Raw genomic sequence first — 26,849 nt, forward strand, 5'->3', positions numbered from 1 at the left:
CATGGAAATGTCCGCCACCAAAACCCTGGCAACCGGGACCCCGGGCCAGCCGGCCGAGCTGCCGCAACGGCAGGAGCTGCCCGAACTGCTTGACCAGCTGCGCAGCGTCAGCTTCCCCACCCTGGGCCACTTCCTTGAGGAAGGATTCTGCTCCTCGGAGATCCGCGCGATCGTGCCCGGTGCCCGGATGGTGGGCATTGCTTCCACGGCCCGGATTCCCGACGCGGATGCGGTGGCGGTCAACCACGCGCTGCTGCGCCTGCAGCCCGGCGAGGTGCTGGTGCTGGACATGGACGGCGACCGGCAGTACGCTCCGGTCGGCGCGGTCACCTGTGCCGCCGCCCGTGCCCGCGGCGCGGCCGGCATCCTGGTGGACGGCCCGGTGACCGACGTGGTGGAACTCAATGAAGCGAACGGCGGGGCGTTGCCCGTGTTCGCCCGCGGCACCACCTGCCTCACTACCAAACGCCACGCGTCCGGCCGGGCCCAGTTCGGCATTCCCGTCAACGTCGGCGGTGTCACGGTCCGGCCGGGCGACATTGTCCTCGGTGACGACAACGGAGTGGTGGTGCTGGCACCCGAGGCGGCCGCCGCCGTCGTTCTTCAGGCGGTAGAATCCGACGCCGCCGAACCGAATATCCTCAGCCGGATTGCTGCCGGTGAGCCGCTCGAAGGGATCCTGTACCTTGGCCAGTAACGCGCCCGCGCCAGCCTCGACCGAAGGAGCAACCATGCCGGATCCGGACATCAGAGCGCGCATCCTGGCCGCCGTCGACACCGCCTTCGACGAGCAGCTCGCGTTCACTGCCGAGCTGATCTCCGAACCCTCGCTGCGCGCGGACGAGGCCGACGCGCAGGACCTACTCTACCGGGCGATGGAGTCCCGCGGCCTGGAGATGGACCGCTGGGAAATCGACTCGGAGGAACTGCGCAGCCACGTCGGCTACGGCCCGTCCACCGTGTCTTACGAGAACAGCGTCAACGTGGTCGGCACCTACAAACCACGGACGACGGCGGGGCGCTCGCTGATCCTGAACGGCCACGTGGACGTGGTGCCCGCCGGGCCCGAGGACACCTGGACCCGCTCCCCCTGGCACGCCGAAATGAAAGACGGCTGGCTGTACGGCCGTGGCAGCGGCGACATGAAGGCCGGGCTGGTGGCCAACCTCTTCGCGCTCGACGCCGTCCGTGCCGCCGGGCTCGCGCCGACCGCCGAGATCATCATCCAGTCGGTGGTGGAGGAAGAGTGCACCGGCAACGGTTCGCTGGCCGCGCTGCTGCGCGGCTACACCGCCGATGCCGTGATCATCCCCGAACCGGAAGAGAACATGCTGGTCAGGGCCAATGTGGGCGTGCTCTGGTTCAAGGTGCGGGTGGCCGGCGAGCCCACGCATCCGCGCGAAATGTCCACCGGCTTCAACGCGATCGACTCGGCCTACACAGTGATGGCCAGCCTGCGGAAGCTGGAGGAGAAGTGGAATGAACAGCGCAGCTCCCACCGCTACTTTGAGGACCTCGAGCATCCGATCAACTTCAACTTCGGCAAAATCGTCGGCGGCGACTGGCCCTCCAGCGTCCCGGCCTGGTGCGAGATCGACGTGCGCGTGGCCATTTACCCGGGTACGACGGCGGACCAGGCCTGGCAGGAACTGCAGGATTGCCTCGATGCCACAGGGCTGCCGGTGACCGCCACGAAGACCGGCTTCTACTCCGAGGGCTACGTGCTGGAGGAAGGCTCCGATGCCGAAGCCGTGCTGGCCGGCGCCCATCGGGAGGCGTTCGGCGAGGAACTGCAGAGCTTCACCACGCCGGGCTACCTGGACGGGCGCGTGTTCACCCTCTACGGCGACACACCCACCCTGGTCTACGGTCCGGTCTCCGAGGCGATCCACGGGTTTGACGAGCGCGTGGACATCGAGTCCGTCCGCCGGATCACCAAGGCCATCGCGCTGTTCATCGCGGAATGGTGCGGGGTGGAGGAGGACAGGGCAGACTGAGGGCATCATGTACATGCCCATAGATGCCGAGCCGAATCCGTTCTTTCTCACGGCCGCCCTCACAGTCGGCGGGCTTGGCCTCGTCGTCATCCTCTATGCGTCGGTCCGCAAGCTCAAGGAGAGAGTCACGACCGTCGCGGCGTGGAGCATCTTTTTCGCCGCCATCCCACTGCTTGTCGGGCACGGCGTGTCAGTAAAGGGTGCGGACACGGAGAACCAACATGCGATGGGCTTTAACCTCCTCGAGAAGTACATGGACCAGCTGGGGCTCAACGGAACACAGTGAGCCGAACGGCGATGGACATACTTTGTCCATCTGGTTCACGGCTGACTATGCCGAGGAGCGTTTTGTTGTGTTCGACAGTGCGACCGGCGAGCCATTCCTCGAAGACACCAGCGTTCCCGACCAGCTGCCTGTTTTCACCGAATAGGCCCGGCTACCCGCACCTTCATTGAAGGACTCGTCTTTATCACGGCCAGGTGTCCAGAAGGTGTCCCAAACGGCATTTTGACCTCGAAAGACCCGAAACAGGGTCGCCGTGTTGCATGAGAGATAGTAAGCATGCTTGGCTTCATTTTGTAGCAGGATCAATTCTTGAACAGAGGAGTGATGGCATGCAGGTAATCACCAATAACTTCGGTGCTTCCCAGTACGACGCCTATGTGGACGGAGCGGTGGCCGCGTCACTGCACTACCAGATCCAGAACGGCGAAATGTGGCTTCTTTGGACCACCGTGAGCGACAGCTGCGAGGTGGAGGGCCTTGCCGAGCGCCTGATCCGCGACGCCCTGGCCGATGCGCACAAGAGGCGGCTGGCCGTGCGCCCGTTCTGCCACGAAGTCCGCAAGATCATCTCGGCGCACCCCGTGTATCTGAAGCTGGTTCCGGCCAATGAAGTCAGGCGCCTTCACCTGACGGCGGTTCCCGAGCCCAAGGAAACGAAGGAGCTGGCGACCGCCGCAGCCTGACCGCTTTTTTGCCGGTGCGGGTTCCTATTTTCCAGAACCCGCCCCCGGCTGCGGAAGCCCCGATGCTGCGAGATCTGAAACCCATTCCGGCGTGGACCTTCCCAGGCGCCTGTCAGTGGCCACGCACAGCCGCGCCGCGTTGGTCTTGACGCAATGGTCTTCGCCATCCCGCTCCGGCAGCGCTTTGGGCAGTGCAGCTTCCTGCAGCGGCCTGATGGCTGCCGTGGCCAGGATTTCGATCTCTTCATCGGTGGCCAAGTGGCTTTTGCCAGCAGGGCCAGGACACCAAGTCCCGTGGCCTTGCGCTCCATGTCAGCTGACAAGGAAGCATCCAGCGCCCATTGCGCGCGCGACCACCACTCGGAACGGCGGTCCGCCAGCGACCGCTCTTTCAGGGCCTGCCAAGCAATGAAACCCGCGACGGCGGCCGCCAGCAGCGTGGCCAGCGGGCCCAAAGCCTCAAGGACATTCCACCATTCCGACTGCTGGACAATCACTGCATCCGGTACCGTCATAGGCTCATCGTAGAGCCTGCATACGACGCCCTTAGAAACTTCAGCATGGAGAACTTCCCACAAAGGAGTACAATAAGTTGTACGTGAAAGGACTCATGAATGAAAACCATGACTTACTCGGAATCGAGGGCAAACTATGCCGCCACTCTCGACTCGGTGTTGGACGACCGAGAAGAAGTAGTTATCACTCGGGCTGGCAAAGATCCGGTCGTGATCGTGTCTTTGGATGAATACCAGTCCCTCAAGGAAACCGCTTATCTGCTACGTAGTCCTGAAAACGCCCGGCGGCTACTCGGTGCCATCGAAAACCTCGAATCAGGTAAGGGTGTCGAACAGGAATTGCGCGATTGAAACTCATCTGGGACGGAGCTGCTTGGGAGGACTACCTTTATTGGCAGCAGACGGACCGCAAGCTGATGCGCAGGATCAACGATCTCCTCAAAGATATTCAACGGAACGGCAACGAAGGCATCGGAAAGCCTGAACCCCTCAAGCACGGATTCCACGGCTACTGGACTCGTCGCATTAGTGATGAGCACCGACTCGTCTATCGTGTTGAAGGCAGTGAGATCCGCGTAGCTCAGTGCCGGTATCACTACAGCAAGTAGCTTGCCAGCGAAGACGCCTGAGGCCGTTGCCGGGCGGGATGCCTGGCAACGGCCTCAAATTATTCGTGACTGGATGGCCGGATGATTACCTAGCTCTTGCGGCGCCGACGTGAGAAGACGGTGGCCGCGGTTCCTGCTGTCATCAGCAGCAGCGCCGCTGAAATCAGTCCCATGGATTCCGTGCCGGTCATGGCCAGGCCACCTGACTGGGGGTAGACCACCGGTGCCGGTTCGGGGTTCGGTGCCGCCGCACCCGGTGCCGGCGGTTCTGCCAGCGCAACCGGCGGCTCCTCGGGGTTGGCCGCTGGTTCTTCCGGTTCCGGCGTCGGCTTGGCCGGAGTCTCCTCGTCCGGAGCCTCGACCTCGGCGCAGGCCTCGGCAGAGTACTTGCCGTTGAGCAGGGCCTCGTTCAACAGGCCGGTTCCTTCATCTTCCTCAAGCCGGCAGTCCAGCTGGTCCTCCGAGGCGCCGGAATCAACGACGACGCGTGCCCAAACGATGTAGAGATCAGTGGAGTCGGGTTCAATGCCGCGGCCGTCCGCCAAGGTGGCTGTAGTGTCCTCTTCGGGATCCGCCCAAGCCCCTTCCTCGCCGTCGTTATCCCGAATCCATTCAGCGTTGGTGACCCTGATGCCCTCGCCGAACTTCAGGGTGTCGGTCAGGTCATAGTCGCGCCAGGCGATCTTCGAATTGTTGGTCACGCTGACTTCGTATTCGATTTCCCAGATGCCGGCGCCGACGTCGATCGCCTCGTAGGCGGTCTTGTCGATGTGCAGTCCCTCGGGGTCGAGCGAGTTCTCGATGACGCAGCGGATGTCCTGGCCGTACGACGGCGTGATCTTGTCGCCGTCCTGGTAGACCTTGCCTTCGCCGTTGACCAGTTCGCAGACCCAGTCGCCGGCGGAGAACTCGTCCTGGCCATCGAAGTCTGCTTCCTCGGCAAGGGTGTAGGTGACGTCCGGATCCACGCTTCCGCTCACCCAGGAGGTGCCCTCAAGCGTGGGCTCATCGGCGCCCTCCGCTGTGGCGGTCAGCGTCCACTTCTCCGCGTAATCCCAGTAGTCCTCCGGGTCGATGTCCTTGGCAAGGGTCAGGTTCTGTTCGCATTCAACATGGTTCACCACGGTGAAGGCGCTGTCCTTGTGCTCGAGCTGCCGCTCGCCGAGACCCTGCTGGTCAACTACCAAGCAGCCCTCGGGGACAGTAACTTCCTCCTTGAGATAGACGTAATCGCCCTTGTAGAAGTCCGTGTACTGGCTGCCCCACGCTTCGTCCTCGAGCGCCTCATCGTCCGGGCCGAGCTTGAGCCAGGCGTCGAAGCCGTCGGGCTGCTTGCCGTGGTTGAAGTACTCCCCGTCGATGACCCACTGCTTGTCCACTTCGAGGCTGGCGCGGTACTTGGGCGCGTGCGGGATATCGGCACAGGCAGAATCGGCGTAGTTGCCGTCCACGTAGATCTTGTTCAGCAGGCCGCCGGAATAGCCGTCCTTGCAGGTCAGCTCATATTCGGGGGTGTCGTCTGCAACCTTGACTGTGGCGTACACATGGTAGAAATGGCTCTTGCCTTCGCCCAGTTCGACGTCGTCGGCCTTACTGGCGAGTTCGGCCGTGTTGCCCGGGAATTGGTTTTCCTTGTCGCCCTTGCTCCAAGTAGCCGATTCGACCTCGATGCCGTGGCCGAAGGAGAGCGTGTCCGAGAGGGTGTATTCCTCTTCGTCCTTGTAGTCGCCGTCGCCGTTGGGCTGGTTGGTTACCTGAATGGTGTAGCTGATGTACCAGCGGCCTTCGGACTCGTCGCCAAGGGCCTCCAACGAGTTGGCGGACTTGGTGGCGACGATCTGGCTGGCCTCGTCCTCGTGCTCGCCCTCCTCCTCGTGTTCGGCGTCTTTTTCGTGCTCGGCGTCTTCTTCGTTTTCTTCGTGCTCGGCTTCGTCCTCGGCCTCTACTTCCTCGGTCTCATCCTCTACCTCGGCTTCTTCGTCTTCGTCTTCGTGCCCGGCGTCATCGTCACTTCCGGCGATCGCGGCCAGGGGCGCGGCGGGCGGGTTGGCCGGCGCGGCGTCCTGGGCAGCCGGTGCCGGTGCCTGGCCCGGAGCTGGTGCCGGCTCAACGGGCTGTTCGGCTGCCGGTTCCGCAGGTTCGGGAGCCTCAGCTGCTTCAGCTGCAGTGAGCTCGCCTGTTCCCTCCGCGAGGTCTTCGGTTCCGGCTGGCGTGGCTTCGGCAGGGGCCGCCGCAGCCAGCCCCACGATCTCGGTGGCTGATCCCGATGACTCTGCTCCGCCGTCGTCCGCCAGAACGGGCAGGGCCAGGCCGGCCGACATGAGCGAGCCGGCGGCCACCGCGGCAAGTCCTCCGCGCAGCCGCTTGACGGTGCCGCGCCTCTTCGGGCGCGCTTCCTTGGGCGGTTTCGGATTGGACGCCGCTGACTGCGCTGGCTTGTCTGTCATCTTGTTCCCCCAAAAAAGACCGGCACACGTGGGGTGCCGGTGCAGGTGCGAGTGTCGGACCGTCTCCCCTGGTCCGTTATTGCCGTGAGCGCCCATGCGGACGCTGCGGCAGCCCGCTCCCCAACGGGCTGCCACACGTGCAGTCCCTCATAAAGAAAACTGCTTCCCCCAGCGTCCTCGCCATTGAGAACCCGCTCCGCTGCCTTCGTGCCCTGACAGCCGCCGGCAACGGAGGCGGTGGTGGCTGCCAAGTACGGCTAGCCTAGGCGAGGGGTGAGTGCGGGCGCTAGGGATAAACGTTGCTCGCGGCCGGATCGGCTCGGTTTTCCAAGGTATTTGCAAGGTCTCCGGACGCAGTTCCTTCATCTGGCACTTCGGCCACCGTCACGTGGTCTGTGTCAAGGTAGCCGCGTTCCAAGAGGCCGAAGCTGGAATTGTGGATGAGCAAGTCCACGCTGGTCCGATCGCCGGCTTCCCAGTCAGCTTCGGTCGGGCTCAGATGCCTGCGTGCCGTACTCGGCAGCTGACCGGCCTCCCGCATTGCACTGGCAGCTCCACCGAAGTACGACTCTGCGCTCACGCCAAGGTTATGCAGGCCAGGATAACCAGAATCAGGGTGCCGGTAGGTCGCCATCACTTCCCCCTCGTGCGGGGTTGAGCAGTCAACCGGGAAGATGGCGGTGGTTTTGGCCTGGTAATCGTAATCGAAGTAGAGGCAGTCCCCGATTGCCAAGTCGCTCAGGCGCTTGACGTCCATAGTGTCCCAGGCGTTGGCGAGAAACTGCTCCATCGCCAACCGGTCGGCTTCGGCCTCCGCCATGGTGAGGCTGGGAGCAGTCGGCACCGAAGTCCCGTCAGGTGCCGGAGTCACTGCGGTAAAGGTTGCGGTGGGACCTGCTGGTTGAGGGCTCGGAGTTGGCGTCTTCCCGCCAGCTCTGCCTGTGCTCGTCCCTGTGGCGGCAGATGAAGCAGGGAGGGAGGCCGAAGCGGCACATCCTGCCAGCAGCGAAACCGCCGCGGCGGTCAACAGTATATGAAAGGCATGGCGATGCCAGTTGACGCTGCACTGATGCACTTACGCTCCCCACTATTGATACCTCTCCCGATTACAGCACCGCAGGGATGACCGAGGAAATCCGGCGCGGCTTCACGACGACCGGAAGGTGATGGACCTGGCCAGAGGCGCTGCCCCGGCCAGGTCCATCCATCCCGTGCCTTGGGGAGGTGGCATGCGCTGGGATGACTAATTCAGCCTAAGTTCGGACGCAACGACACGCCAGAGGTTGGTGAAAAGATTCATCTTGGAATTGTGGCATGCCGGGAAATGCGGAATGCATGACTGCCTTGTGTTTGGACAACGCTATTTCTTGCGTGCCCCTCCCACTCAAACCGGTTGCCGCTGCCGTTGCCGCTGCCTGCAGTCTCGTTGCAGACAGATTCAGTTCAACCGGCGGCAACCACCTGCCGCTATGGTTCTCACATGACAGTGGGGAGAATTGGGTGACACTTGGAGTGATCGCCGGGATCGGTTCTGCGATCGTGGGCGGATTTTACGTTGCGTTTTCCTTCACTGTCATGCCGGCGCTGCGACGCAGGCCCGCGCCTGAAGCCGAGGCAGCGATGATCTCGATCAATGAACAGGCGGTTCGGGCACCATTCATGGCGTTGTTCTTTGGCACCGCTCTCTTGTGTGCCGGAACAGTTGTCCAGCAGATCTCGGGCCCCTCTGCCGCAGGCTGGCTTACCTCTACACTTGGCGCGGGATGCTATCTGGCGGGATGGCTGGCAACGATGGCAGTCAACGTTCCCCTCAATGGGCGGCTGGCGCGGTCGGAAATTGGTTGGGCTAAGTTCGAGCGGCCTTGGAGCCGCGCCAATCTCGCCCGGGCCGTCCTTTCCGCGGTGGGCGCGGTCCTCCTCATCCTCAGCTGATCCACGTGGTCCGCGATCTGGCAGGTCGAGCGCACCGCTGCCGGGCACCAGTGGTGCGCCGTCGTGCTTTGTTCCGGATATGCGAATGGCCTGAAGTCAGGCCACCATGCCAACCCGCTCCGAGCCATTTCGCGCTGCGGCCGCGGCTTACAGGAGTTGCCACCTCGGCCGGTTGTCCGGCCGTCCCCAACGACGACGCCGCCATCGGACCCGAAACGGCTTCCCGATCGGTTTCCATCGGCTTAACCGTCTCGCATCACTGGATCGCGGGTGGAGGCCCCAGTTCATGTTACTGGAGTACACTGCGTTCCGAACGTACGTTCCAGATGCACGAAGAGCGCTGGAACGTCCGAATTCACCAGCCCAACGCCGTGCGCAAGATCAAATTAGGGTATCCGCCTTGGCTATGGGCAACGGCGGCAGGAACAAGAAAGATTACACCGTGAACGGTTCCCCCGAAGCGCATCAGGAGCTGGGGCGGCGCCTGGCATTGTTGGAGCCCTTGTTCCGCGATCTCGGCGCTTGGATTATTGGCGGCTACGCCAAGGCCGGAATCCTAGACGCGATGCCTGATGGCTCCTTCCCGGTAGCTGACGCAAAGTTCCGCAAAACGCGCGGCCTACTCGGCCGAACCTCCTGGACCTACTCTCCCCGCGGCCCGGTATACCTCAACATCACTCGGAGCGGACGCCTGCTCCTGGCAGACCAGGAACAGGACGCCATCATCACGGAAGCGATCAAAGATCGTACTGCCTTCGCCTGGCCCCAGGACTCACCCGAAGTGTCGCACGCGACGTTGTTTCTCATGCGCCCCGAAACCTCCGATCTGTACATCCGGACCACAGAGCCGGACATGCCCCATTCCCCCGTCCTGGTCCGTCCGTTCGGGCAATACGCTCGGGAACGCGCCGGCCGGTTCATCGCTGCCTTCGAAGCCACCCGATAGCACGACGTCGTCGCAATCTCCACATCCGGCCGAAGGCGAATCGACTGACGAGGGCTCCGCAGCTCGAATTTCGTGCTCCAACGGCATATGCGCAGGTCAGCATGCATATGGGCTCGCACGGCCCAGGCCGCCTGAAAAGCGCGTGACCACAAACACAAGTCACGAGTTTGTAACGGTTCAGCGCGCCCGATACGTTTAATCGCGCCATGGCCCTAGGCAAGGGTTGTGGCCGGGTCCGCACGCCGAGCTCTGCCAGCGTACCTGTCCGTTCAATTTCACTGGCAGAGGTGGAGGAACCAAAAGTGGCGCCAGCGGCGTCTTGGGGTGAAGTGCGGCAGGTTGTCCGCGGCGTTCTGCTGCGGTCCCGGTCGCGCCGAGATGCTCCGTCTCGAATCCGACAGCTAACTTCGCAGGCGTGTAGAGAGGAATCCCGTGAAGAACCCTTCTGCCCGTGGACGCCGGCGCGCCGGCCCCACTGTCTCGTCGCATGGTGTCACCAGCCTGGTCCGAGGCCGCCGCCGCACCAAGGACCAAGCCCCATCCGCCGTCTCGCTCCGAAGCGTCGGGGCACTCACCGGGCTGGCCGTAGTTGCCACGGTGGCTGCTGCGGCTGCCCTGCCCTTGGATCAGACTGGATCCCAGGAAGCCAGCGCTGGCCGCCCCCAACTGCAGACATCGGTAAAAGCTTGGCCCATTTCAGCCCCGTCCAATGAAGCTGAACCGACGTTCAGCCGGCCTACAACAGACAGCACGGCGGCCGCGCAGAAGGAAACAAAGGTCACTCCGAGTGCTGCGGCCCAGCCGACTCCTGCAGAGGACGTTAGCGAGCGCCCCGCTCCGATGACCACTGAGTCTGCCAGTGTTTCCACCGGAGAGGCTGCCGCGCCGCTTGCCGGCGCCGTCGGAGAAGCAACTGGTACCGCCAAAGACAAGGTTGCTGGCGCGACTGCGGCTGCCACGGATACGGCAGAAAAGGCCACTGCGGCCGCTACGGAGGCAGCTAAGCCGACAGCCTCGCCCACCGCCGACGCCGCAGTACCGACAACCCCGGCTACGAGCCCTCCGGCCAAGCAAAGCGCGCGAGCTGTGCCTGAAGAGCCCGAACCTACAAGATCAAGCGTACGCAGCCACTCAGCGGCGCCCGTCGAACCGGCTCCGACCAGCGAAGCTGTCGATCCGGAGGAACGGCCTTCGCCGGACGCGTCGCCTACCGCCGACACCACCCGGGATGCGGAGGGGGAGAAGCATCGCCGGTTCCGCGTCCGCGCTGACGTTGATGTGGACTTGGGCCTCCCCCTCTCCCTGTTGGGCGAAGACAAAGACGGCGGCAGCAGCCGGTAGGCCCCATCCGGCTCCTTCCGGGCCGGGCTGCAGAAAGAGGGTGGCGGAACCAGCGTTCCGTCACCCTCTCTTTGTCACTTCCATCGAAGATATGTTCTACTTTTAAATATGGACCGGGATGCTGCGGCGCGGATGGCAGCCCGTTATGCGAAGCGTGCGGAACCCGTCTCGCTGACCGCCGAGGAACTGGATCTCGAGCACCACAACGTGACCCGGGTAGTCCCGGGTGTGCCGGTGTGGGCGTGGATCCGTTTTCCCGGTGCCGCCGAACTGGTCCAGGGCGAGGCATTCGGCTGGACGTCGCGGGCCGTGCAGGTGACCTGGGAGGACGCCGGCGTCCGGCGGACAACGTGGGTGTGGGCCTCGGCCGTGCAGCGGCGGACCGATCCCTTGCGCAAGACGTCGCTGGGCGAGAGGACGGCAGCTAACGACGACGCGGCGCCGGCCAGGTCTGAAGGAGACCGGCCGACGCCGCGCTGATAGCCAGGACTAAGACTTAGGCCTTGCCGTCGAAGAGGCTGGTGACGGAGCCGTCCTCAAACACTTCGCTGATGGCACGGGCGATCAGCGGCGCGATGGACAGCACGGTCAGCTGCGGGAACTGCTTGTCCGCGGTGATGGGCAGCGTGTTGGTGACCACCACTTCGCGCGCGCCGGACTCGGCCAGGCGGCGGGCCGCCGGGTCCGAGAACACGGCGTGGGTGGAGGCGATGATGACGTCCTTGGCGCCGGCGTTCTTGAGCACCTGGACGGCGCCGGCGATGGTTCCGCCGGTATCGATCATGTCGTCGATCAGCACGCATTCGCGGCCTTCAACCTGGCCGACAACCGTCTTGGCCACGGCCTGGTTGGGCACGTTGACGTCGCGGGACTTGTGCACGAAGGCCAGCGGGGCGCCGCCGAGGCGCTCGGCCCACTGCTCGGCCACGCGGACGCGGCCGGTGTCCGGGGACACCACGGTAACGTTGTCCAGGTCCACGCGGGTGCGGACGTACTCGGCCAGCAGCGGGATGGCCATCAGGTGGTCGACCGGGCCGTCGAAGAAGCCCTGGATCTGCGCGGTGTGCAGGTCCACCGAGATGAGGCGGTCGGCACCGGCGGTCTTGTACATGTCCGCCACCAGGCGGGCCGAGATCGGCTCGCGGCCGCGGTGCTTCTTGTCCTGCCGGGCGTACGGGTAGAACGGGGCAATCACGGTGATGCGCTTGGCGGAGGCCCGCTTGAGCGTGTCCACCATGATCAGGTGTTCCATGAGCCATTCGTTGATCGGGGCCGGGTGTGCCTGGATCACAAAGGCGTCGGTGCCGCGGACGCTTTCCTCGAAGCGGACGTAGATCTCGCCGTTGGCGAAGTCGTACGCGCTGGTGGGAAGCAGATCGATCTCGAGCTCTTTGGCGATCTCTTTGGCGAGTTCCGGGTGTGCCCTGCCTGAGGCAAGGACCAGCCTCTTTTCGCCCTGGGCCTTAATTCCGGTCATGAATGGTCACTTTCTGCATTGGTGGGGGTTTGGGAAGAAGCAGCGGCGTCGGCCGCCTTTGCGGCTGAAGTGCCGGCCCGGTTCTGCTGGACCCAGCCTTCGATGTTGCGCTGGGCCGCGACGTTCAGCGCCAGTGCGCCGGCCGGAACGTCCTTGCGGATCACCGCGCCCGCGCCCGAATACGCGCCGTCGCCCACCTGAACGGGTGCAACGAAGACGGTGTTCGATCCGGTGCGGACCTCGGAGCCGATGATCGTACGGTGCTTGGCCACGCCGTCGTAATTGGCGGTGATGTTGCCGCAGCCAATGTTCGAGTTCTCGCCGATCTCGGCATCCCCGGCGTAACCGAGGTGGCTCAGTTTCGAGCCCTTGCCGATGATGACGTTCTTGGTCTCGTAGAAGGCGCCGATCTTGCCCTTCTCCCCCAGCTGCGTGCCCGGGCGAAGGTAGGTGAACGGACCCACCGTCGCCTTCGGGCCGATCCGGCTGTCCGAACCGTGCGTGCGGATGACCTTGGCACCCTCGCCCACCGTGACGTTTGTGAGGGTGCAATCGGGACCAACGACGGCGTCACTCGCCACGTGCGTGCTGCCGTGCAGTTGAGTGCCGGGCAGCAGCGTGACGTCCGTGCCGAACGTGACAGTGGAATCGATCCAGGTGGTGCCCGGATCGACGATGCTCACGCCCGAACGCATGGCGGCTTCGAGCACGCGCTTGTTGTGCTCCGCGCCGAGCTGCGCCAGCTGGACGCGGTCGTTCGCGCCCTCAACCTGCCAGCGGTCGGTGGTGACCACCGCGGCCACTCTGCCCCCGCCGTCGTTAGCCAGGCCGAGCACGTCCGTAAGGTATTTCTCGCCCTGTGCGTTGTCCGTGGTGATCTCCTTGAGCGCATCGCGCAGGACCTTCGCGTCGAACGCGTAGATGCCGGAGTTGATCTCGCGGATTTCGCGCTGCGCATCGCTGGCATCCTTGTGCTCCACGATGCCCTGCACGGTGCCGTCCGCGGTGCGCACAATCCGTCCGTAGCCGGCGGCGTCGTCGAGCACCGCGGTCAGCACGGTCACCGCATTGCCGTCCCCGGTGTGGGTCCGGACCAGCTCCTGCAGCAGGGCGGTTGTGAGCAACGGAACATCACCGTAGGTCACCACAACCGTGCCCTCGAGGTCCGCCGGGAGGGCTTCGAGCGCGGCTTCCACCGCGCGGCCGGTGCCAGGAATCTCGTCCTGGTCCACGATCAGCGCGTCCGGATCCAGCTCCTGGATATGGGCGGCCACGCGGTCGCGCTCATGGCGTACGACGGCGGCCAGCACCTTGGGCTCGAGGCCCCGGGCTGCGGCCAGCGCGTGGCCGACCATGGAAATCCCGCCGATTTCGTGGAGGATCTTCGGTTTCTGCGACTTCATCCGGGTGCCCGCGCCTGCGGCGAGAACGATGACTGCGGCCGGCTGGATCACCGGTACTGCGTTGTCTGGACTGTTGTCTTGGGGGCTCACGAAGTGGCACTCCTACCCGGACTGAATCCGTGTCAATGCTAAGCAAGGGTTAACGCCATGCTACTTGCCGGGACTTGCTCCGTTTACCAGAGGGTCCTCGTTCCGCCCATAGGATTCGAACCTATACTCCACAGCTCCAAAGGCTGGGGTGCTGCCATTACACCAGAGCGGACCGTGCCGACCGGTCACTACCAGCGGTTGGCAAAATGACAATTGCTGGTTGCCTGACGGGCACAAGAAATCATTTTGCCACGTTTGGGGAGTCCGATGCGACTTGAGCGCGCCGGAGCCCCGGCCCGTCCTTTGGACTTGAGGGGCAGGGCTGGTTTGTTTCCCGGTGCCCGTTCCACAGGTCCCGGCCGTTTGGGGGTACCATACAGCTATGGTCGGACTAGATGCGGAGGCAGTAGAACGGCTGGTTCAGAGAACCGCCGAAAGTTCCCGTGCCACCGAGGCGCTACGTCTCGAAATGAACCGTACCGCTCGCCTCAAACAAGAGAACATGCTCGCACTTCGCGCTGCCGGACTCCCTGTTCGCGGCATCGCTTCCCGGCTTGGGGTCAGCCCTGCAGTCGTACAGGCAGCTATTGCTGCGGCCAAAAGGGCCCGTCCCGTACTCGATCGCCGCGAAGAACGCGTGTCGTACGAACTGCACTTGCAGGTAGCACTGAAGCTGCGCCAAGACGAGCAGCTGATCCGCGAGATTGGCCGCCAAGGCATTCGCCGCTTACGACAGCGGAAGCGCAACACGATTGCAGAGATGTGGCTGGACAAGTGGGAGGAACTGCTGAACGCTTCCGTCGACGAACTCGAACACGGCATGCTTGCCGACGGCGAGCATGCCAAGGAGATGCGCCAGTTGAGCCCGTTTGCGGGAGCACTCACGCAGGAAGAGCGTCTAATCGCAATCCGGAAGGCGGCTGCTGTTGCACCGGCTCGAACTTGAACACGCCATACGAGCAGCTACAGAGATAATTCGGCAGGACAGTGTCATCATCATCGGCAGTCAGTCCATCCTCGGAACCTGGACAGAAGAAGTCCTGCCTGCGGCCGCGACCATGTCTGAAGAGGTGGATATCGCCCCCATCGGCGATGACGACGCTGAAACTCTCGCTACAGAGCTCGACGCCGCTATCGGCGAGCTCTCGTCCTTTCATGAAACACACGGATTTTATGTCCAGGGAGTGGGACGCCATACAGCCGTCCTCCCAGCCGGATGGGAGGACCGACTCGTCGCTGTGAGTAACGACAACACGAGGCATCGAACCGGTCTCTGTCTGGATCCTCACGATCTGTGCGTTGCCAAGCTTGTCGCAGCCAGAGAGAAAGACTATGCCTTCGTCTCGGAGTTGGTGGCTGCTGCCCTGATCAAGATTGACGTCCTCATGGATAGGGCAAAGCAACTGGACGCGGACGAACCTCGCCGGAAGCGCGTCATCTCATGGCTCGAATCACAGCGGGGATAGCGCAGGGCTGCTCCGTATAGGCAATCATGCATAGGCTATTGCCCGGTACCGGTCCAGCCGACGTCTGGATCGGGGGTCTTGCCTCCCTTAGGGGCCTTGGCTCCTTCGGGTGCCTTGCCTCCTTCTAGCGTCTTGACTCCGGTGTCTTCCTGCTGTCCATCTTCCGCCGCGGGCTGCTCCGGCACGGGTTCCAGCCGGACGATGACCTGCTTGGAGGCGGGCGTGTTGCTCAGTTCCGCCACGCTGTCCAGCGGCACCAGCACGTTCGCCTCCGGATAGTAGGCCGCTGCACACCCTTGGGCGGTGGGGTACGCAACAACACGGAACTTGCGCAGCACACGCTCCCGGCCGTCGTCGTACTCCCCGAGGACGTCAACCAGCTGGCCGTCGTGGATGTCCAGCAAGACCAGGTCCTGCGGGTTCACGAAGACCACATGGCGGCCCTTCTTGATGCCGCGGTACCTGTCGTTGTAGCCGTAGATGGTGGTGTTGAACTGGTCATGCGAGCGCAGGGTCTGCAGGATCAGCCGGCCGGGCGGGCAGTCCAGCGCCTCCAGGTCATTGGTGCTGAACATGGCCTTGCCCGTGGGCGTGTTGAAGGTGCGCGAATCGCGCGGGCCGTTGGCCAGCATGAAGCCGCCCTCCTGCCGGATGCGCTGGTTGTAGTTCTCGCAGCCGACCACCACGTGGGAAATGTGCTCGCGGATCTTGTCATAGTCCTGCTCGAAGCCGGCCCAGTCCACGTTGACCTTGTCCCCCAGCACCGCGCGGGCGAGCCGGGTGACAATGGCGACCTCCGAGAGCAAGCCCGGTGCCACGGGTTCCACCTTGCCCCAGGACGGGTGCACTGCGCTGACCGTGTCCTCCACCGAGACGAACTGCTCGCCGGTGGCCTGCCTGTCTATTTCAGTGCGGCCCATGGTGGGCAGGATGAGCGCTTCCTTGCCGATGACGGTGTGCGAGCGGTTGAGCTTGGTGGAGATCTGGACGATCATCTCCGTGTTCTCCATGGCCTCCTCCGCCGCTGCCGTGTCCGAAATGGCGGCCACAAGGTTGCCGCCGAGCGCGATGAAAACCTTGATCCCGCCGTCGCGCATTTTGGCAATGGCCTGGACGGCGTCCACGCCGTGTTCCCGCGGCGGGTCGAAGCCGAATTCGTCCCGAAGTGAGTCAAGGAACGACGGCGGCATCTGTTCCCAGATACCCATGGTCCTGTCACCCTGCACGTTGCTGTGGCCGCGGATGGGAGACGCGCCGGCGCCGGGCTTGCCGATGTTGCCGCGCAGGAGCAGCAGGTTGATGATCTCCTTGATGGTGGAAACCGCTTTCTTCTGCTGCGTCAGCCCCATCGCCCAGGTGATGATGACCTTGTCCGCCTTCAGGTAGCGGGCCGCGAGCTCGTCGATCTCCTCGGTGCGCAGGCCGGTGGCCTCCAGCACGGCCTGTTCGTCCAGCTTGTCCAGGTGGGCCTTGAGCTCGTCGAGCCCCTCGCAGTGGGCCTGGATGAACTCGTGGTCCAGCACGGTGCCGGGATTGGCGGCTTCGGCGTCGAGCACGCGCTTGGAGAGGGCTTGGAGCAGAGCCATGTCCCCGCCGAGCCGGATCTGCAGGAACTGGTCCGCGATCTCGGTGCCGTGGCCGACGATGCCCTTGACCGTCTGCGGGTTCTTGTAGCGGCGCAGGCCGGCCTCGGGCAGCGGGTTGACCGCGACGATCTCGCCGCCGTTCTCCTTGCACTCCTCCAGCGCGGTGAGCATGCGCGGGTGGTTAGTGCCGGGGTTCTGGCCCATGATGATGATCAGGTCCGCTTTGCCAAAGTCGTCATACTTCACGGTGGCCTTGCCGACACCGATGGTCTGGCCCATGGCCCAGCCGGAGGACTCGTGGCACATGTTGGAGCAGTCCGGCAAGTTGTTGGTGCCGTAGGCGCGCACAAACAGCTGGTAGGCGAAGGCGGCCTCGTTGGACGTGCGGCCGCTGGTGTAGAAGGCGGCCTCATCCGGCGAGGCCAGGCCGTTGAGCTTCGCGGCGATGATCTTGAAGGCGTCATCCCAGCTGACCGGGATGTAATGGTCCGCGCCGGCCGGCTTGTACACCGGCTCCGTGAGCCGGCCCTGCATGCCCAGCCAGTACTCGCTCCGGCCGCGCAGCTCTTCCACGGTGTGCTCGGCCCAGAACTCGGTGGCGATGGTGACCGGCGTGGCCTCCCAAGTGACTGCCTTGGCCCCGTTCTCGCAGTACTCGAAGGGCTTGCGGTGGTCCGGATCCGGCCACGCGCAGCTCATACAGTCGAACCCGTCCTTCTGGTTCATCGCAAGCAGGGTCTTCCGGCTGCGGTCCACACCCATATGCTTCAGCGCCGGCTGCATGGAATGCACGACGCCGGGGATGCCGGCCGCCCAGGATTTGGGCTTCTCTACCTCGAGATCGTTCTCGTCGGCTTCCTCAACCTCAGGATTATTGCGCGTCATTGCCGCACGTCCCTTCTTCACCACAAAACGCAGGTCCGATTGATGTGCTCATAGCAGGAGTATTGCGAGTACCTTAGGCCTAACAGTTATCCGGTGGGGCCGCAAGCGTTTTGCCGATTCCCGCAGGCCTCTGGATGGCCGGGCCGCCCTCCCGTAGGGTCATCACCAGAAAGGGGTAGCCATGAAACCGTCCATAGTGGTTTTCGACGTCAACGAAACGCTCTCCGACCTTTCTGCCCTGCCGGCCAAATTCACCCAGACGGGAGCGCCGGCTTTCCTGGCGAAGGTGTGGTTTGCCGGGCTGCTGCGCGACGGCTTTGCTCTGGCCGCCGCAGGCAACAACGAGAAGTTCGCCCGGGTCGCCGCGGAATCCCTGCACAGCGTGCTTCAGGACGCTCCGCTGAACCGGGACCTTGACGAGGCCGTGCAGCATATTATGGACGGTTTTTCCGCCCTGTCCCTTCATCCCGATGTGGCTGAGGGCATCAGCGCTCTCCGCGGCGCCGGCCTGCGCCTGGTCACCCTGAGCAACGGTTCGGCGGACGTGGCGAGGAACCTGTTAGGTTCGGCCGGCCTGCTGGAGCAGTTCGAACAACTCCTGTCCGTGGAGGACGCACCCGCCTGGAAGCCGGCCCGCGCTGCCTACGACTACGCCGCGTGGGTCTGCGAGACGGACCCGGACCAGATGATTCTGGTGGCCGTCCATCCCTGGGACATCCACGGCGCCAAGCGGGCCGGCCTGCAGACCGCTTGGCTCAACCGCAGCGGCGCCGACTACCCGGGTTACTTCGAAGCACCCGACTACACAATCACCAGCCTCGAGGAACTGGCCTCCGCCCTGGAAGCCTGAGGTCCTGATCCCCTAGCATTCTCCCGCTAGCTTTTCTCCGACAGGGCAGGCGCGGCAGGCTCGTCCAGCTCATACCCGGAGACCGGCACATCCCCTTCTTCTGCAGGCTCCGGCACCTCCCGGACCGCTGAATCATCTGCCCGATGCTGGTGCAGCCGGTCAGTTTTGGCCACCGTCAGCAGGACTACCGAATCCTCCGTGGCCCTGACCGAGTACAGCCCCGGTGGAACCACGAGCAGATCACCGTCGCGGCCGTCCCAGCGGTCGACCTGCGTGGCCAGCCGGATGCGGCCGTTCAGCACCAGGACGGTTGCCTCGCCCGGGTTCAGGTGTTCGTTCAGCTCCTGGCAGGCGGCGAGCGCGATCACGGTCTGGCGCAGGACGTGCTCGTGCCCGCCGTAAACCGTGTTGGCGCTTCTGCCGCTGGTCACACGCCTGGCGGTGTCGAGATGACGGCGTCCGATTGCGGTCAAAGAAAACTTCTTCACTTCTGCCTCCCAGACTGCGTGAACCATGCTGTCCGCTTCAGATCCCGTGGACCGCGATTCCCACCATCCTAGGCCTTTTATGCGCGGACTGTGGGATGGGTCACAGCAGCATCGTGTTCGCAGTTCAGCGGCGGGTGGAGTAGTGGATGGTCTGCGCCGCGATCCGGCCGTCGCGGACCACAAAGCTGTCCACGCCGTCGTGAATTTCGAGCTCGTCGGTTGAACCGGTCCAGACCAGCATGCCGATCTCGCCGTCGGTCAGCAGCTTATGGAACTGGAACGAGCCGTCCTGAATGTAGCTCTGCAGAATGTCTGCGAGGTGGCGCACGCCGTCGTGGCCGCGGTGCACCCCCTCGGCCGACAGAAGTACGACGTCGTCCGCATAGTTCTCGCGCAGGTCACCTTCCAGATCCCCCACGGTGCGGTAGTGGAGATGGGAATTGAGCACTTCCTGGATCGTGCGCGGGCTTCCCCGGCTCACGTCGGATTCCTGCTGTGTCATGGACATCCCCTCGCTCCTGGCGTTTCAATCCGTGGGTTTCGGCTTGCATCTCTCTGCCCGCGCCCCGTGCCCCGTGACCCGCGGCCCAATGGGCACCCTCAGTGTTCATGTACCCGCCCCGGTCACGATCCAGACGCGCCCATGGTGCCGACTTTATCCAGAGCCGGCCAGGCAGAAAGCGGGCCTTCAGGGGTGCCGCACGCCCTCGCCGGCGAGCACGGCGCGATAGCCCTCGCGGAATGAGGGGAAGCGGAAGCGGAAGCCGGTGGCGAGAAGCCGGCTGTTGCTGCAGCGCTTGTCCCCGCCGCGGGCGTTGTTGGCACCTCCCGAGGCTGCCCCGCTTACCGAAGCCGCCGCGGTCTTCAAGGCCGCCCCGCTTCCCGAAGGCGCAGCCGCCCCGCTAGGCGGTTCCGGCACGTACAGTTCGGCCGCCAGGAACCGCAGCACCTCCCCCATATCCGCCGGTTCGGAATCGACCCCCAGGTAGATCTGCTCCGGCGCTTCGACAGCCGTGGTCAGGTGCACGATCGCCGCGGCGGCATCGTCCCGGTGGATCCGGTTGGTCAGCCGGGGCGGGTCCGGAATTACCGCTGTCCCCTGCCTCACCTGGTCGATCAGCCGGGTGCGTCCCGGACCGTAGATACCGCCCAGCCGCAGCACGATGGCGGACGGCAGCCGGGCATGCAGCAACTCCTCCGCCTCGCGCAGGATCCTGCCGGTGGCCGACGATGGCCGGGCCGGCGTGGTTTCGTCGACCTCGCCGCCGTCGTTCTCCCCGTACACCGCGGTGGAAGACACGAACAACACCCGGCGCGGCCGGACGCCGTCGTGCTCCATCGCATCCAGCAGGTTGGCGAGAGCGTCAACATACGCGCTGCGGTAGGCCGCCTCTGTCCGCTCGGCGGCCGCCGTCGCGATGACCACAATCTCCGTGTCGGCCGGGATTGCGGGCAGCGGACCGGTGAGGTCGACGGCCGCGCCCTCCAGCTGCGCGGGCAGCTTCTCCGGCGAGCGGCGCCAGCCGATCACGCGGTGGCCGGCCGCGGCAAAACGCAGTCCCGCTTCCGTGCCCAGGTCGCCGCATCCCGCTATCAGCACTGTCATCTTTAGCTGCCTCTCCGTTTGCGTATGCCTCAGCATCCATATTCGGGCAACCCCCAATTTTGGGCCCCCGACATGCCCCAACTGCACCATTGAAACTCAATCGTTACCAGTCATGATGAAGGAAGCATTCGTGGGGAATGCGACGCATTGGGGAATGCGAGATGCAAGGGGGATGTGTGGAGCAATTAACCGCCGGGCACGCCACGCCCATTTCTGTACAGATGATCGGCAACCTTGAAGTCCGTCGGGGCAAAACCGTCCTGACGTCAGCCACTCTCGGCAGCCCGAAGGCCAGGCAGATCTTTGAAATTCTGCTGCTGAGACTCGGCTCGCCCGTTTCCAAAGGCGAGCTCATCGAACTGCTCTGGGGCGGCAGGCCACCGGGCAAAGCACAAGCCACGCTGGAAAGCTACGTCAGCCTGCTGCGGCGCAGTCTGCAGCCCGGCGACGCAAAAACCGGCCCGCTGCGGACCGCGACCGGCAGCTATGTCCTCGATCCGGACCTGGTGGAGGTGGATCTGGTCCGGTTCAACCAGCTGGTCGCGCAGGCGGACGAAAGCGCACCGGCCGAGGCCTATCCCCTGCTGGCGCAGGCGTTGAAGCTCGCGTCGGCGCCGCTGCTCGGGGACGAGCTGGCTACCGAGTGGGCCGACGAGGCGCGTGTCCACCATGCGTCCCTGGTGACGTCGGTGCAGATCCGGGCGGCCGAAACCGCTGAGTATCTGGGACGCACACAGGATGCGCTTCACTGGGCCGAACAGGCGGTGGCGTCCGAGCCGCTGAACGAACGCGCGTGGTCCACACTGGTCACCACGCTTGAGTCCGCCGGCCGCTATGCCGAGGGCCTCCAGGCCTACGACAAGTGCCGTCGGCTGCTGGACCGGGAGCTGGGCTGCACGCCGGGGCCAACCCTGCGCGACGCCCACGCCCGGTTGCTGCAGAAAACCGTAGAGGACGACGGCGAACTCTCCGAAGTTCTCGCGGCCTTGCTCTACCTGAACGACCGCATGCGCTCGCAGCCGGCGCACCAGAACACGCGGGCCGTCACCAAACGCGCGCAGGGGGCGTCGTCGTACACAAATACTGCAGGCCGCGTCATCAGCGCCTTCCTGAACAAGGCGTTGACCGTCGGCTGACACTAGGAGGGGATCCACATGGATAACCAGATCGACAACAACAAGACATACCTGTCCGTCGCCCAGGTCGCCGGGCACCTGAATGTCTCGAAAATGACCATCTACCGGCTGGTCCACACCGGACAGTTGCCGGCCGTCCGGATCGGCCAAAGCTACCGGGTCAGCGAAGACGCAGTGGCCAAGTATCTGGAAGGCGGAACCGTGCAGGCCACCTAAAAAGACGTTGCCGCGCTGCCCGAAACCTGCTCGGACGGCGCCGTAGTGAGAATTACCGTCGGCCCGAAATCCACGTTGCCGGCGGCACTTCCCCTCCACAGTCGGCACTTGTCCACATAAGCCCGAAGAACCCTCCTCCTCGAACAGAGGTTCCAATAGCGTTGAGGTATGGCCATTGGAACGCTGGAGGAAACGGACGGAGCAGGCAGCTCCCTCGCCGCCCTGCGCTCCGAAGTCCTCCGGATAACCGATGAGTTTGTCCAGGATTCGCTGCTGATGTCCCGTCGGGATCTCGCTGACACTGTTGCATTCACGGAAGAACTGGCTAAAGTCGTCGAATTTCTGCAGCTGGTCGGTGCCCGAGCAGTGGAAGACCAGAACGTTGCGGCCCTCGGTGAGTCCAGCAGCGGCCTTGGCTGGTCGGAACCTCCCGCGCCAGCGGACACGTCCGCTTGCGCTGCCGCTACGTCAGACACATCGTCTGAGACAGCGACTGGCGCCGTTCGGAAGAAGCCGTGCCCTGAGTTCAAAGACGCAGCCGACTATCTTCGGGGGCGCCTCGGCATCAGCCGGACGGAGGCGCGCCGCCGGCTCCGGGTGGCGGCGGACATTTTGCCGCGGCGCCAGCTCAATGGCGAATTTGGAGCAGCGAAACTGGAACATCTCGGTAAAGCGCTGGCCGAGGGATCCATCAGCGGCAAGGCCGCCACCATGATCCGGGATGCCGTGGACCGCGTCCGTCCGGTAGCGGGGCCTGAAGCCCTCGTCGCCATGGAGGAGAACCTCACCCGTCAGGCCCAGGAGACCAACGTAGACGTGTTGTCTACACTCGTGGCCACTTGGGAAGCAGGTCTGGATCAGGACGGGGCCGAGCCGTCTCCTGAACTGCTCAAGGGTCGACAAGGCGTCTTCTACAAGGGCAAGCGTAACGGTCTCCACAAACTCGAAATCGCGGCCACGGACGAACAGCATGAGTACATCGCCACGGTCATGAACGTAGCCACCAACCCACGCATCGCCGCGAACCGCACCCCTTCAGACCACGGTGCCTCCTCCGAAAACCCTGAGGCTCTCGGAGCTGAGCCGGAGAACGGACAAGACAGCGGTCAAGTGTGGCAGGACCCGCGCACCAGAGAGCAGCAACTGCTTGACGGGCTCGTTGCAGGCTGCAAGCTGGCACTGGCAACCGACGAACTACCGGACACCGGCGGACACCGCCCCCAGGTCATGGTCACCATCGGATACCAGGAACTGTGCGGCGCAATCGCGGGAAGCGGCCATGCCGTGTTCGGCGGGATGGTTACTCCCAAGACTGCACGCCGGATCGCCTGCGACGCCGATATCATCCCGGTGGTGCTCGGCTCGAAGGGTGAAATTCTCGACGTCGGCCGGAAGCACCGGTTCTTCAACCGCGCGATGCGCCGAGCACTTGTCGCACGGGACAAAGGCTGCGCCTTCCCCGACTGCTGCATACCGGCTGTCTGGACCGAAGCTCACCACATCAAACCTTGGTGGGACGGCGGCCTCACGGAAGTCGGTAACGGGACCTTGCTTTGTTCGTTTCACCATGCCCTCATGGACAACGGGAACTGGGAAATCGAGGTCCGGCAGGGCATCCCTTGGTTCATTCCGCCGGCGTACCTCGACCCGGAACGAAAAGCGCGACGCAACCTGTACTGGCACGCGGGAATTCCCGAAGCGTTGTCAGCCGCCCAAGCCGCCACAAGCACCTAACGCTCTCCTGACTATGTCTGGACATGTGCCTGGGCCTGGGCCTGGACTGCTTTCCGCGTTCCCCGCCGGCAATCCTCATCCACGTTTGCGTGGGGCTGCTCATGTTCACGGCGTCGCTGTCGCTTTTCCTGACGAACCTTTCCCTTGCGCTGCTGTGGGCCACAGCCGCGGCCGCCGCTTAGCTGCCACGTCTTCGATCCAGCCGATGGCGAAGAAAACCAGTCCCAGCAGCGGCCAAACGACGATGAACTGCAGCAGTTCGCTTTCCAGGAGCCACGGCAGGTTTTCTTCGAGGACCGGAAAGTTCCAGAGCAACTCGATCAGTGGGACCGATGCGATCAGCACGAGGTTGTGCCATAGGTACATGGTGATGGCGCGGTTGTTGATCAGCGCGATGAGTTTGTCCAGGAACCGCAATGGTCGCGGAAGCATGGACCAGGAGGGCGAGATTCGCAGCAGCAACGCGCAGACGCCGAAGGACCATAAGGCCTGTCCCAGCGGGTTGGCCCCCAGGTCCCAGCCGAACTCTTCAAGGTGCGACCAAACCCAGAGCAGCCCCAGACCCATGATCGCCAGCGCCGCGACCAGAACAATACGGAACGGAACCCGGCGAAGGAGCCCGTCATGATAAGCAAAACCAAGAATCCAGCAGGCTCCGTAGGTGGCGAAGTCTGTTGCGGGACTGTCTGCGGCGCCGGGAATCACGACGATCTCCAGACCCAGCACGGTGACGAGTCCGAGCGGTGCCATCAGGGTGACCCACGGCAGTCTCCTGAACGCCTTGAGCAGCAGCGGCGACAGCAAGACAAACCAGAAATACGCCCTGATGTACCAGAGGATATCCGCCGACTCCATCCCCCATGAAGTCTCGGTCAGGCCCGCATCGGAACCGATGCTTTCAGGGAAGGGCGGGTCGCCGATCGGAAGAAACCAAAGCAGGATCCTGAGCCACCAGCCACCGGTATCTCCTTGCTCGGGCCGCCAGCCTTGAACAAGCAGGGCCGTCACCACCGTCAGACTGTAGGCCCACAGGGGCAGCAGCAACCGCCGGACCCGGCTCTTCAGGACGCCGGCGGCCGGACGCTGGAGGGAACGGACCATCAGCGAGCCTGCGAGCGCGAACATCACGCCCATGGAGGGGAAGACCACGCTCAGCCAGACCGCTTGGAAAAAGGTGTGAAAGGCCACGATGCGTACCAGGGCGATCGCGCGCAGCAGGTCAAGGTAGCGGTCGCGGCCTGTGGAAGCAGGCTCCAGGCCCGTATCTTGCCGAGCGGGAGCGAGCGGCGTTGACGTAGCCAGAGCTGCAGGCGCGGGACTTGGCGTGCCCGGGACGGGATCTGGCTTGCCCGAAGTTGCGGCTCGGGCTTCGGCAGTCATGGCCTGCTCCTCGGCAAAGGGGCGGACAGCGGGAAAGGGACAGGCAGCGGCGATACGATTTGCAGGTGCCTACCGTACTGACGCTTTCTGCCCTGGTTATCCGTGACGACGCCGGCCGGCTGTTGCTGGTCCGCAAGCGCGGCACTTCCAAGTTCATGCAGCCGGGCGGCAAGCTGGAGCCGGGCGAAAGCTTCGCAGCTGCAGCCGTCCGGGAGCTCCAGGAGGAGCTGGGCATCCGGGTGGCTGAGACGGAACTGACCGACATGGGCCGCTGGTACGGGGCGGCGGCCAATGAAACGGACACCTTTATCGACGCCGGCATCTTCAGCTGCAAGACACACCAGGCTCCGATTGCAGCGGCCGAGATCGAAGAAGTTCTTTGGCTGCACCCCGATGAAGCGAAGGCACGGGACGATCTGGCTCCGCTGCTGACCGACCATATCCTCCCGCTCCTCGCAGAGGCGGCGGCGTGGACCGCTCATGACAGTGCTAACTCGGCTAGCTCGGCTGCAGGCGGCGCGCGGGACTGACCCACACGCCGCTGGTTTTCCGGGTCCAGGCCTGCACGGCGGTAACCAGGCAAACCGTGGCATCAACCAGGCGCACCAACGGAAAGACCAGTCCAAGCAGAAGCAGGCCGGGCCGCCTCAGTACGCAGGCGGTGATCACGGTCAGCAGGTAGTCCGGCAGGAGAATGCCCAGCAGAACATCCTGTGGCCGCAGGATCACCACATCCAGCAGGGCACCCGCCAGCAGCGCCGGAATGACCAGCACCAGAACCACACTGGCGGTGATCAGTTCGACGATGTGCAGCAGCAGGGCGGCCCAGAAACGGCCGAGGTGCAGGCCATGGCGGCGGACGGTCTGCCAAAAGCCGAGGCTCCAGCGCCGGATCTGGCGGACGTAGTCCTGGAAGTTGTCCGGATCCTGGGTGTAGGCGACGGCCGCGGAGGGGTGGAAATCGATGCGGCCGAGCTTCTTCGCGTGGATCTCGAACGTCATGTTGAAGTCCTCGATCAGCAGCCCTGGAGCATCGACGTCGATATCGGCCAGGACACTGGTGCGGTACATGCTGGCGAAGCCGGGCACAATGGTGACCACGTTGGCGGGCTTGGCCGCCTGGCCGTACTTCAGCAGCAACTGGACGATGGTGTACAGCCGTTCCCGGTAGGCCAGGAGAATCCTGCCCACGGCGCCTTGCTTCCCGCGGTCGGGCAGGGAGCGTGCCCGCCCCGCGACGGCCACCACCTCCGGATCGTTGAAGAGCGGCAGGCCCGTTGCCAGGTAGTCCGGGGCCAGGCGGGTGTCGGCGTCCAGCAGCAGCACAGCCTTATAGCTGCCGGTCAGACCGTAGTACTCCATGCCGGCCGCCAAGGCACCGGCTTTGCCCCGGTTGGGGCTCAGTTCCAGAACGTTCACCCCCGCGCGTCCGGCGATCCGCGCCGTCGCATCGGTCGACCCGTCGGAGATCACGTGGATGTTGCCCGCCGGCACGAGGGCGGCAGCGGTCCCGATGGTCTCCTTGATGACGAGTTCTTCGTTGTGCGCGGCGATCAGCACCGCAACATCTGCCGGCCGGACGGCAGGATCAACCTTGACGGCCAGCTGCCGGGGTTTGGTGCTGTTCTGCCACTCCCCCACGAGCCGCAGCAGTCCGATGCTGCTCCAGAACGGTGTGCTGATGCCCAGTACCAGTAGGCAGATCAGCAGTATTGTCCACGGTTCCATCTCTCCCCCTCATCTCGTTGCCAGCCATGCCGGTGCGGGTTGTGCTGCT

General features: G+C 64.1%; 29 protein-coding genes, 1 tRNA gene and 1 riboswitch. Of the genes, 18 read left to right on the forward strand and 12 right to left on the reverse strand.

The annotated features are described in order from the left end of the window. Window position 1: 1 nt before the first annotated feature. The 5 genes from AC3A4M_RS05515 to AC3A4M_RS05535 all read left to right on the forward strand — a co-directional run bounded on the left by AC3A4M_RS05515 (window position 2) and on the right by AC3A4M_RS05535 (window position 2,966). Window positions 2-697, forward strand: coding sequence for an RraA family protein (locus tag AC3A4M_RS05515; RefSeq protein WP_498734473.1), 696 nt, complete (start codon window positions 2-4; stop codon window positions 695-697). A gap of 34 nt (window positions 698-731) precedes the next feature. After that, entirely contained in the window at window positions 732-1,997 is a 1,266-nt protein-coding gene (locus tag AC3A4M_RS05520; protein ID WP_498734475.1) for an ArgE/DapE family deacylase, read from the forward strand. 7 nt (window positions 1,998-2,004) lie between these two features. Then, window positions 2,005-2,283: a hypothetical protein gene (locus AC3A4M_RS05525; protein WP_498734477.1), complete on the forward strand. Its 279-nt coding sequence runs from the start codon at window positions 2,005-2,007 to the stop codon at window positions 2,281-2,283. A gap of 22 nt (window positions 2,284-2,305) precedes the next feature. Further along, window positions 2,306-2,428, forward strand: a complete 123-nt coding sequence (locus AC3A4M_RS05530) for a hypothetical protein (RefSeq protein WP_498734479.1) — start codon at window positions 2,306-2,308, stop codon at window positions 2,426-2,428. 184 nt (window positions 2,429-2,612) lie between these two features. Continuing rightward, a complete protein-coding gene (locus AC3A4M_RS05535) occupies window positions 2,613-2,966 on the forward strand; it encodes a GNAT family N-acetyltransferase (RefSeq protein WP_498734481.1) in 354 nt (117 codons plus the stop codon). Window positions 2,967-2,990: 24 nt separating this feature from the next. Here AC3A4M_RS05535 and AC3A4M_RS05540 read toward each other — a convergent pair whose 3' ends face one another. Continuing rightward, complete coding sequence (locus tag AC3A4M_RS05540; protein ID WP_498734483.1) at window positions 2,991-3,224, reverse strand: hypothetical protein; 234 nt, start codon at window positions 3,222-3,224, stop codon at window positions 2,991-2,993. Window positions 3,225-3,580: 356 nt separating this feature from the next. Here AC3A4M_RS05540 and AC3A4M_RS05545 point away from each other — a divergent pair, with 356 nt between their 5' ends. Further along, entirely contained in the window at window positions 3,581-3,832 is a 252-nt protein-coding gene (locus AC3A4M_RS05545; RefSeq protein ID WP_498734484.1) for a type II toxin-antitoxin system Phd/YefM family antitoxin, read from the forward strand. After that, a complete protein-coding gene (locus AC3A4M_RS05550) occupies window positions 3,829-4,089 on the forward strand; it encodes a Txe/YoeB family addiction module toxin (protein WP_498734486.1) in 261 nt (86 codons plus the stop codon). The genes AC3A4M_RS05545 and AC3A4M_RS05550 overlap by 4 nt, the downstream gene beginning before the upstream one ends. Before the next feature lie 89 nt (window positions 4,090-4,178). On the opposite strand, the gene AC3A4M_RS05555 is transcribed toward AC3A4M_RS05550, so the two are convergent. After that, window positions 4,179-6,536 carry a hypothetical protein gene (locus AC3A4M_RS05555; protein WP_498734488.1) on the reverse strand — a complete coding sequence of 786 codons (2,358 nt, stop codon included), beginning with the start codon at window positions 6,534-6,536 and terminating at the stop codon, window positions 4,179-4,181. A 286-nt stretch (window positions 6,537-6,822) separates the two neighbouring features. Continuing rightward, the gene (locus tag AC3A4M_RS05560) at window positions 6,823-7,407 is read right to left on the reverse strand and encodes a hypothetical protein (RefSeq protein ID WP_498734490.1); all 585 of its coding nucleotides are present in this window, start codon (window positions 7,405-7,407) and stop codon (window positions 6,823-6,825) included. A gap of 443 nt (window positions 7,408-7,850) precedes the next feature. Here AC3A4M_RS05560 and AC3A4M_RS05565 point away from each other — a divergent pair, with 443 nt between their 5' ends. From AC3A4M_RS05565 to AC3A4M_RS05580, 4 genes are all read left to right on the forward strand, one after another. Beyond that, window positions 7,851-8,468, forward strand: coding sequence for an anthrone oxygenase family protein (locus tag AC3A4M_RS05565; RefSeq protein ID WP_498734492.1), 618 nt, complete (start codon window positions 7,851-7,853; stop codon window positions 8,466-8,468). Window positions 8,469-8,868: 400 nt separating this feature from the next. Next, window positions 8,869-9,414: a hypothetical protein gene (locus AC3A4M_RS05570; protein ID WP_498734494.1), complete on the forward strand. Its 546-nt coding sequence runs from the start codon at window positions 8,869-8,871 to the stop codon at window positions 9,412-9,414. 256 nt (window positions 9,415-9,670) lie between these two features. Next, window positions 9,671-9,844, forward strand: a riboswitch (cyclic di-AMP (ydaO/yuaA leader). 2 nt (window positions 9,845-9,846) lie between these two features. Next, window positions 9,847-10,755, forward strand: a complete 909-nt coding sequence (locus AC3A4M_RS05575; protein ID WP_498734495.1) for a hypothetical protein — start codon at window positions 9,847-9,849, stop codon at window positions 10,753-10,755. A 108-nt stretch (window positions 10,756-10,863) separates the two neighbouring features. Continuing rightward, window positions 10,864-11,235: a hypothetical protein gene (locus tag AC3A4M_RS05580; protein ID WP_498734496.1), complete on the forward strand. Its 372-nt coding sequence runs from the start codon at window positions 10,864-10,866 to the stop codon at window positions 11,233-11,235. 16 nt (window positions 11,236-11,251) lie between these two features. Here the strand turns inward: AC3A4M_RS05580 and AC3A4M_RS05585 are convergent, their stop codons facing one another. The 3 genes from AC3A4M_RS05585 to AC3A4M_RS05595 form a co-directional block, all read right to left on the reverse strand. Next, window positions 11,252-12,232 (reverse strand): ribose-phosphate diphosphokinase, encoded by a 981-nt coding sequence (locus AC3A4M_RS05585; RefSeq protein WP_139005256.1) that lies wholly within the window; start codon window positions 12,230-12,232, stop codon window positions 11,252-11,254. Continuing rightward, window positions 12,229-13,725 (reverse strand): bifunctional UDP-N-acetylglucosamine diphosphorylase/glucosamine-1-phosphate N-acetyltransferase GlmU, encoded by a 1,497-nt coding sequence (gene glmU / locus AC3A4M_RS05590; RefSeq protein ID WP_498734498.1) that lies wholly within the window; start codon window positions 13,723-13,725, stop codon window positions 12,229-12,231. The genes AC3A4M_RS05585 and glmU overlap by 4 nt, the downstream gene beginning before the upstream one ends. Before the next feature lie 100 nt (window positions 13,726-13,825). Further along, window positions 13,826-13,897: transfer RNA gene (locus AC3A4M_RS05595), tRNA-Gln, on the reverse strand. A gap of 210 nt (window positions 13,898-14,107) precedes the next feature. On the opposite strand from AC3A4M_RS05595, the gene AC3A4M_RS05600 reads away from it, so the two are divergent. Together AC3A4M_RS05600 and AC3A4M_RS05605 are read left to right on the forward strand one after the other, a co-directional pair. Beyond that, on the forward strand, window positions 14,108-14,671 hold the full coding sequence (locus tag AC3A4M_RS05600; RefSeq protein ID WP_498734500.1) for a hypothetical protein: 564 nt from the start codon (window positions 14,108-14,110) through the stop codon (window positions 14,669-14,671). Further along, window positions 14,652-15,191 (forward strand): DUF6036 family nucleotidyltransferase, encoded by a 540-nt coding sequence (locus AC3A4M_RS05605; protein ID WP_498734502.1) that lies wholly within the window; start codon window positions 14,652-14,654, stop codon window positions 15,189-15,191. The genes AC3A4M_RS05600 and AC3A4M_RS05605 overlap by 20 nt, the downstream gene beginning before the upstream one ends. 35 nt (window positions 15,192-15,226) lie before the next feature. Here AC3A4M_RS05605 and AC3A4M_RS05610 read toward each other — a convergent pair whose 3' ends face one another. Continuing rightward, entirely contained in the window at window positions 15,227-17,662 is a 2,436-nt protein-coding gene (locus AC3A4M_RS05610; RefSeq protein WP_498734503.1) for an FdhF/YdeP family oxidoreductase, read from the reverse strand. A 181-nt stretch (window positions 17,663-17,843) separates the two neighbouring features. Here AC3A4M_RS05610 and AC3A4M_RS05615 point away from each other — a divergent pair, with 181 nt between their 5' ends. After that, complete coding sequence (locus tag AC3A4M_RS05615; RefSeq protein ID WP_498734504.1) at window positions 17,844-18,512, forward strand: haloacid dehalogenase type II; 669 nt, start codon at window positions 17,844-17,846, stop codon at window positions 18,510-18,512. 26 nt (window positions 18,513-18,538) lie between these two features. Here the strand turns inward: AC3A4M_RS05615 and AC3A4M_RS05620 are convergent, their stop codons facing one another. The 3 genes from AC3A4M_RS05620 to AC3A4M_RS05630 all read right to left on the reverse strand — a co-directional run bounded on the left by AC3A4M_RS05620 (window position 18,539) and on the right by AC3A4M_RS05630 (window position 20,606). Then, window positions 18,539-18,985 (reverse strand): cupin domain-containing protein, encoded by a 447-nt coding sequence (locus AC3A4M_RS05620; RefSeq protein WP_498734506.1) that lies wholly within the window; start codon window positions 18,983-18,985, stop codon window positions 18,539-18,541. Between the two features lie 139 nt (window positions 18,986-19,124). Beyond that, window positions 19,125-19,508 carry a nuclear transport factor 2 family protein gene (locus AC3A4M_RS05625; RefSeq protein WP_498734507.1) on the reverse strand — a complete coding sequence of 128 codons (384 nt, stop codon included), beginning with the start codon at window positions 19,506-19,508 and terminating at the stop codon, window positions 19,125-19,127. A 180-nt stretch (window positions 19,509-19,688) separates the two neighbouring features. Then, on the reverse strand, window positions 19,689-20,606 hold the full coding sequence (locus AC3A4M_RS05630) for an NAD-dependent epimerase/dehydratase family protein (RefSeq protein ID WP_498734508.1): 918 nt from the start codon (window positions 20,604-20,606) through the stop codon (window positions 19,689-19,691). A 176-nt stretch (window positions 20,607-20,782) separates the two neighbouring features. On the opposite strand from AC3A4M_RS05630, the gene AC3A4M_RS05635 reads away from it, so the two are divergent. From AC3A4M_RS05635 to AC3A4M_RS05645, 3 genes are all read left to right on the forward strand, one after another. Beyond that, window positions 20,783-21,742: an AfsR/SARP family transcriptional regulator gene (locus tag AC3A4M_RS05635; protein ID WP_498734509.1), complete on the forward strand. Its 960-nt coding sequence runs from the start codon at window positions 20,783-20,785 to the stop codon at window positions 21,740-21,742. An 18-nt stretch (window positions 21,743-21,760) separates the two neighbouring features. Continuing rightward, a complete protein-coding gene (locus AC3A4M_RS05640; RefSeq protein ID WP_498734510.1) occupies window positions 21,761-21,958 on the forward strand; it encodes a helix-turn-helix domain-containing protein in 198 nt (65 codons plus the stop codon). Window positions 21,959-22,126: 168 nt separating this feature from the next. Further along, window positions 22,127-23,692 (forward strand): HNH endonuclease signature motif containing protein, encoded by a 1,566-nt coding sequence (locus AC3A4M_RS05645; protein WP_498734511.1) that lies wholly within the window; start codon window positions 22,127-22,129, stop codon window positions 23,690-23,692. A 105-nt stretch (window positions 23,693-23,797) separates the two neighbouring features. Here AC3A4M_RS05645 and AC3A4M_RS05650 read toward each other — a convergent pair whose 3' ends face one another. Next, the gene (locus AC3A4M_RS05650) at window positions 23,798-25,072 is read right to left on the reverse strand and encodes an acyltransferase family protein (RefSeq protein WP_498734512.1); all 1,275 of its coding nucleotides are present in this window, start codon (window positions 25,070-25,072) and stop codon (window positions 23,798-23,800) included. Window positions 25,073-25,137: 65 nt separating this feature from the next. Between AC3A4M_RS05650 and AC3A4M_RS05655 the strand changes: the two genes are divergently transcribed. Then, a complete protein-coding gene (locus AC3A4M_RS05655; protein ID WP_498734514.1) occupies window positions 25,138-25,602 on the forward strand; it encodes an NUDIX hydrolase in 465 nt (154 codons plus the stop codon). On the opposite strand, the gene AC3A4M_RS05660 is transcribed toward AC3A4M_RS05655, so the two are convergent. Further along, entirely contained in the window at window positions 25,571-26,800 is a 1,230-nt protein-coding gene (locus AC3A4M_RS05660) for a glycosyltransferase family 2 protein (RefSeq protein ID WP_498734516.1), read from the reverse strand. The genes AC3A4M_RS05655 and AC3A4M_RS05660 overlap by 32 nt on opposite strands. Window positions 26,801-26,849 lie beyond the last annotated feature (49 nt).

Source organism: Arthrobacter sp. Soil_C_60 (assembly GCF_057656375.1).